The organism is Vibrio sp., from assembly GCF_048266485.1.
In the GTDB taxonomy this organism is placed as follows: Bacteria; Pseudomonadota; Gammaproteobacteria; order Enterobacterales; family Vibrionaceae; genus Vibrio.
On the sequence record NZ_JBLWZK010000013.1, the window covers coordinates 88,508 to 95,599 of the forward strand.

The following is a 7,092-nucleotide window of genomic DNA, read 5'->3' on the forward strand; positions in this document are numbered from 1 at the left end:
CTTAATTGGCCAAACGTAAAGAAAACGTGAAGAAAAAACACACAAAGTCAGAGGAAGGTCTATAAAGTCATGAAAGTGTTAATTGTGGATGATACGCATAGTGTTGTTGAAACGATAATGGACTATTTAGAGCTTGAAGGTATCGTCGCTGACTGTGCTTATCACGGAGAGAGTGCATTAAAGCTTATTGAAGAGAACCATTATGATGTGATTATTATGGACATCATGATGCCGAAAATGGACGGAATCAGCGCGGTGAAAAAGCTGCGTGAAGAATTATTCTGTAATACACCGATTTTGTTTTTAACTGCTAAAGATACTTTGAACGATAAAATTGAAGCGTTTAATTCAGGTGGTGATGACTTCTTAAATAAGCCTTTTGCCATGGAAGAATTATGCTTACGCTTGCATGCGTTACATCGCCGTGGGCCTAGACTCGATGTCGGTAATTTAAGTTTTGCCGATCTATCGATGAACTTACAAACCAATGAAGTTACCCGTTCTGGTCAGCCAATTAAATTAAGTAAAATCCAACGTACGATCTTCAAATTACTCCTTAAAAACGCACCAGGGGTAGTTTCAAAAGAGGCGGTAATTTCTGAAGTGTGGGGAGAAGAAAGCCCATCAAGTGATTCATTACGTAGTCATATTTATGGTTTGAGAAGTGCGCTTGATAAAGGCTTTGATTCAACTCGATTGGAAACTCTACATGGTCAAGGATATCGATTAAAAGATGACTAACGCGCCCAGTTTTTTTAAGAAAATACGCTTAACCTTTATCGTGCTGACTAGCGTGATGTTCTTGCTATTTGGGGGACTGATTTATTTTGCTCAAGACCGATTAGAAATGATCAGTCTTGAACATCGATTAACCACTGAAACTCAAGAATATTTAAAAAATTATCGACGTTATGGTTTCAAAGCAGCTCAACCAGATCCGCAAGAACTCGATACTTATTGGTCAAAAGAAGAACACCCAGACTGGTTAGAACCTTATCAAACTCCCGGTTTTTTTGAAGTGCAACTCGGCCCAGAAGATAAACACTTTTTAGTCACCAAACACCCATCAGGTAGCGGTTGGTTATACGTGGTTTTCCAAGATGATGCCGATGATTATCTAGATGAATACGAAGATAACCTTCACCTTATTACCTTTTTGGTTGGTGCGGTTTTCTTAATGGCGGTAATGGCTTATGGCTTATATTTCGTTCGCTTATTTTCACGTCCATTGATTCAGATTGAAAGTAAAATTGATTCAATGGCCCCTGATAAGCCAGATTTTGTGGTCGATACGCCGTATAAAGAAACCCGAAGTATTGAATACACATTACTAGATAATAAAGCCAAAATTGCCTCTTATTTTCAGCGTGAACAAGAATTCAGTCGCTTTGCTTCACATGAGCTGCGTACCCCCATTATGGTGATCAAAGGGTCGACCGAGTTACTGCGTAAAGTGCCTGATATGCCTCGCGTAGCAACTAAAGCCGTTAATCGTATTGAGTATGCCGGTAACCAAATGCAGATCTTAACGGAGGCATTTCTGCTACTAGGTAAAGAAGACATTGAAGCGCACCATATTAGCCGTGAGCCTCTTTCTGAGCATATATATACAGTGCTAGAAAATATGTCTGAGTATTTCTCAACGCAAGATGCCACCTATCAATTCAAGGAAGTCAATCCGGGTACGATCGATGCACCATCAAGCTTTATTGATATTGTGATGACGAATTTATTAAAGAATGCCTTTAGTTATAGCATTGGCGATATCGTCGTGGAATTAACAGATAAAAGCTTAATTATCACAAATCAACATGATGGCAACGACATGCACAATTCCGGTTACGGCTGCGGTTTGGTCATTATCGAACGAGTATGCAACCGAATGAACTGGCAATTTAATACCGAAAATAACGGTAAATTATTTAAGGCGAGAGTGGTGTTTGGGTAAGAGGAGGGGGTAAATGTGACCTCAACAAATTTAGATCTACGCCTAAAATAAATTTCACAAGATAGCGTATTCTCAATCTTCATCATTTCGGAGGGGTTATGAAGCCTGGGCAGCAGAGAATACGTTTTCAATTTATGGAGTTATTGCTTTATTGGGAAGGGGGTTTTACCAAAAAACAAATTACCGAGCAGTTCAACATTACTCGACAGCAAGTGAGTAAAGATATTCATTTATATAGCCAGCAATACCAACCGATTAAACTTGAATCTAACTATTTACATACATCAGGCGTAGAAGCGTTTTCTCCTTTTTTAATCTCCAAGAATGCCGATGAATACCTTAGCTGGCTGCATAGTCGTAACTTAAATTTCCTTAAACATAGTCATATTCAATCAGACGCTTACCAAATTGAGCTTCCGGTTCGTAATGTATTACCACTGGTCATTCGTCGTTTAGTTCAAGCAATACGAGAAAAACAAAAACTTGAAGTCGACTACGTTTCAATTTCTCACCCAGAAAAAGATGGACGCATTTTTCATCCTCATACCTTTGTTTACACTGGTATTCGATGGCATGTACGTGGATATTGTGAAAAATCCCAAGGTTTTAGAGACCTAGTATTAACTCGATTTTATAGTGAGCCCGAAGTCCTTGGGACATCTCATGTTTCCTCATTAGATGATAATGCATGGAATACGGAAGTTGAGATTATTCTTGCTCCTGATCCAAGACTTAATTCCATGCAGCAGCAAATCCTAATGAAAGATTACAACATGGACGATGGGCAATTAGTCATCAAAACCAAAGCGGCATTAGTCAGCTATGTATTAAAAGCAATGCAAATAAACTATGGGCATTGGCATAAAGTACCGGAAGCACAACAACTTATTTTACATAATCAAAAGGAAATTGAGCCTTGGCTATACGATTAAAAGAGAAAAAGCAGTAAGAGTGTAAAGTAAGTTTACATGGGTAAATAGACAGGATTGAATGAAGCAAAGGTTTTGCTAAGTTATCCATAGTGAAATTGAGGATGAATATTATGGATGATTTTAGCCCATCAGATTTGAAAGCCATTTTGCATTCAAAACGCGCCAATATATTTTATTTAGAATATTGTCGAGTGATGCAAAAAGATGGGCGAGTTTTATATTTAACAGAAAGCTCAAAAGAAAACCTATATTTCAATATTCCAATCGCAAATACCACCGTTTTACTTCTAGGTAATGGTACTTCTATTACTCAAGCTGCAATGAGAATGCTGGCACAGGCGGGAGTATTAGTTGGGTTTTCTGGTGGTGGCGGAAGCCCTCTTTATATGGCGAACGATGCTGAACAACCCATAGAGTGGTTAACGCCTCAAAGTGAATATCGACCGACTGAATATTTACAAGGTTGGTTGGGTTTTTGGTTTGATAGTGACAAAAGGCTTGCCGCAGCCAAGCAGTTTCAACTGGCTCGTATTCATTATTTACAAAAGACGTGGCAGAACAATCGTGAATTAAAAATGGAAGGCTTTGATTTTGACGATAAACAAATTCAAGCTTTTCTTGACGATTTTTATACTCGCACAGATGAAGCAACCAAACAGCAAGAGCTATTACTCACCGAAGCTCAACTGACTAAGCGTTTATACCGTTATGCTGCAAATGCTACTAAGCAAACTAACTTTAAACGTCAACACCAATCTACAGACCTTGCGAATGATTTTTTGAACCATGGTAATTACTTAGCTTATGGATTAGCCGCGACTACTTTATGGGTGCTTGGAATACCACATGGTTTTGCTGTCATGCATGGTAAGACTCGCCGTGGAGCCTTAGTGTTCGATGTTGCTGATCTCATCAAAGATGCAGTTGTTTTACCTTGGGCATTTATTTGTGCCAAAGAAGGCGATAGCCAACAAGAGTTTCGCCAGCAAGTTTTACAAGCCTTCACCGATAATAAATCGCTTGAATATATGTTTAATACTGTAAAAGCGATTGCACTACCCGAAGAGCAAGAGGAGCAATCGTTATGATGGTGACCTTTGTTTCTCAATGCGAGAAGAACGCCCTCAAGAAAACCCGCCGAGTGTTGGATGCTTTCGCAAATAGAATTGGCGACAACACTTGGCAAACTGTTATTACTGAAGATGGCCTACAAACTGTTAAAAGGATGCTAAGAAAAACAGCCAGTCGGAGTACTGCGGTTAGTTGCCATTGGATTCGTTCCAGATCAAGAAGCCAGTTTTTGTGGGTAGTGGGAAATAAAAGTAAGTTTAATCTAGAGGGTGTGGTGCCAGTAAATTACACCGAAGTGAATGATATAAAAATGGATGAAACAAAAATCATGTCAGAAGTAGTTTATGCAAATACACAAAAACAGTTACTTTCAGAGCATCTATTTGCTGTCGGCACTGTAGCAGCACTATTAATTGAGCAGTTATTCGGCAGTGAGCAATCAAGCTTAAGGCAAGCCGCTTTTGTAAGTGGATCTTTACATGATATTGGTAAATTAGACCCTGAATACCGAGCTTGGCTTGAAAAAGAGATCAATAAAAATAAACAGCAATTAGTAGAACTACAAGATGATGGGGTGCATATCGACGCTGCTAAGTTTTCTTTTGAAAAACATCCTAGACACAATGAGATTTCGTTATGGCTATGTCAGTTTATAGGGCTTGAGGCTGTGCTCCCAAATAAAGGGTTAGTTGAATATATTGAGCACACGGTTTTTTGGCATCATGCCAAGCCAATTCGTAAAGATGAATATATAAAGATTAATGATGTGCATCGTAAACTGAATGTTATATATAAAGATAAAGGTATACAAGAGTTAGTAGCACATGCAGAATTGTTACTACACGATGTAGTAGATATCCAAATAAATTATACTCAATCGAATTTAAGTGCTGACTTTAAAAAATGCTCAATTAAATATAGTGAAGACCTAACCTCAGGATTCCGTAAAACAGAATTACCATATTATAAACAATACGAATGTGAAGGATCGTTTAAACCTTATATTGATGACATTAGTTTTAATAGTAAAACTGATATTTTAAGATCTTGTGTGATAAGTGCTGATCGTCAAATTTCTGCATTAAGTTCAGAAGAGTTGAGTAATTACATAGCAACTGGCACGTTGAATTTATTGGTTGAGAAAACACTCAAACAGGAGAGTAACTTAGCCCAGCAAATACAAGATTGTTTAGCTGGTTTTGAGCAAAAATACCCAAATAGTAAACGAAATAGCGAACAAGCGGTTACAGCTAAATCGTTACTAGACGTAGAGCATGTTGCGGTACTTAACGGCCCTGCAGGTTGTGGCAAAACAAAAATTGCTTTGGAATGGGCGAAATTAAGCGAGGCTAAGAAGATCATTTGGATTTGTCCACGCGTGCAAGTATGTGAAGGACTTTACCAAGATCTGATAAGTGATGAATATCTACCATCTGGAAAAATTGAAATTTGTACAGGGGAGTTTAAGTATATTAATAATCAAGGTGAACAAGAATCCACCTTACAAGGGAAAGAATTTTCAGGCGATATTGTATTAACGACGATCGATCAAATCATTAATAGTATTACTACGCATACCAATGTGACGGTACTTACCGATTTTTTAAATAGTCATATTGTATTTGATGAATTTCACGAATATATCCCCATGCCTGCATTTAACTTATTGTTTGCCGAGTTGGTGCAAGCGAAAAAATTAATGGGGAGTCGTGCCAATACATTACTTGTTTCAGCAACACCTAATTATAGCTTTATTGAAAATATTTTAGAAATAGATAAACAAGACATCAAGTCGATACAGAGTTTTAATCAAAGCCAATATCAAATAAATTTCGAATTGTTTGATGAAGCACAACAAGATCAAAATAATCCTCTATTTAAAGTACAACCGAAAAACACCATTGTTATAAGTAATACAGCAACATTAGCTCAGCAAGCTTTTATTAAAAACCAAACGATTGAAAATGCGATTGTGTTTCATGGAAAATTTAAAACAAAAGATAAGCAAGCCATTTTCAGCAAAGTGTATGAAAGTTTTAAAGCGAAAGGGAGTAGGGAATTCGATGTACTACGAAGTGGTCCGATAGTGCAAGCTGCACTTAATATTACCTGCTCTCAAATGACGAGTGAATTTACAACGGCGGAAAACTTTTTGCAGCGCTTAGGGCGTTTAGACCGTTTTAGTGAGAGTCGGTCTATTAATCAATATACGGTTGCTATACCGAAAGTTATTCCGGAATCCAATGGAAAAATCACCTGTAATTGTGCTCGCTTTTTAAATGGTAGTAATAGCTATCGAAGCGCCTATGCGTGGTATGAGTTTTTACAAAAGAACTTACCAGAACAACCTTTAACTATTAATGAGATTTATCAGCTTTATGAATCCTTTTATCAATCTAATCAAGGGCAAGAAGCGGTAAGGCAAGATTTGTTTGCGGCATTAAAAGAAAGTGTCAAAGTTATTGTTGCAAAAGTACATGACCCAATTCGCTTTATAAAAAAACGAAAAGCCAGTGATAAAAAGAAATTGAAAAAATCATCGCTACGGGGTGATAGTCGCTTTGTGCAAATGGTTGTGATGGATATTGAAAGCTTCGATAACTTTACGATTACTAATGAGTACGCAGTTGATTGGCAAGAGACGGATAGTGACTTTTCAAATTGTTATACAGAATCCCTGAATTTGCTGCGCAACGCAGGGATCATTGATTACGTAGCCAAAAAGCACCACCAAATAGATGAAACTAGCCCAAGTAAAGGGATTACCGCTAAAAATATTGGCTTGCGTAAGCAGGTTTTAGAAGGGGCTGCAGTAGATCCTCAGTTTCCAATTTACTTAAGTTATACACCATCAGATTTACTATCAAAATTAGGTGAAAACAAAAATGACGAATCTGCTATTTATTACTTAAAAGGCACCAAACAAGTAATTGGTGCAATGCCATTCAGCAAAATTATTCAATCATAAACGAAGAAGGGAAAAATACATGGAAAAAGTAACAGGAATTAAAAGTGTCGATTTTAAGATTGTCGCGTTAGGTCATGGCGTAGTGAACTGGAATGGCAGGGCAACCGCATGAGTGTCTAATTTTTCGCCACCTGACTAAAGCCAACACTTAATACTGCCTCTAACATGGCGGT

General features: G+C 37.7%; 5 protein-coding genes. All 5 read left to right on the forward strand.

Translation table 11 applies throughout. The features are described 5' to 3' along the window. Window positions 1-69 precede the first annotated feature (69 nt). Window positions 70-741 (forward strand): response regulator transcription factor, encoded by a 672-nt coding sequence (locus ACN0T8_RS13600; protein WP_417881166.1) that lies wholly within the window; start codon window positions 70-72, stop codon window positions 739-741. After that, window positions 734-1,948 (forward strand): sensor histidine kinase, encoded by a 1,215-nt coding sequence (locus ACN0T8_RS13605; RefSeq protein ID WP_417881167.1) that lies wholly within the window; start codon window positions 734-736, stop codon window positions 1,946-1,948. Before ACN0T8_RS13600 ends, ACN0T8_RS13605 begins: the two co-directional genes overlap by 8 nt. A gap of 98 nt (window positions 1,949-2,046) precedes the next feature. Beyond that, window positions 2,047-2,880, forward strand: a complete 834-nt coding sequence (locus ACN0T8_RS13610; RefSeq protein WP_417881168.1) for a WYL domain-containing protein — start codon at window positions 2,047-2,049, stop codon at window positions 2,878-2,880. 110 nt (window positions 2,881-2,990) lie between these two features. Next, window positions 2,991-3,968: a type I-F CRISPR-associated endonuclease Cas1f gene (gene cas1f / locus ACN0T8_RS13615; protein WP_417881169.1), complete on the forward strand. Its 978-nt coding sequence runs from the start codon at window positions 2,991-2,993 to the stop codon at window positions 3,966-3,968. After that, complete coding sequence (locus ACN0T8_RS13620) at window positions 3,965-6,919, forward strand: CRISPR-associated endonuclease Cas3'' (protein WP_417881170.1); 2,955 nt, start codon at window positions 3,965-3,967, stop codon at window positions 6,917-6,919. The genes cas1f and ACN0T8_RS13620 overlap by 4 nt, the downstream gene beginning before the upstream one ends. Window positions 6,920-7,092: the final 173 nt, after the last annotated feature.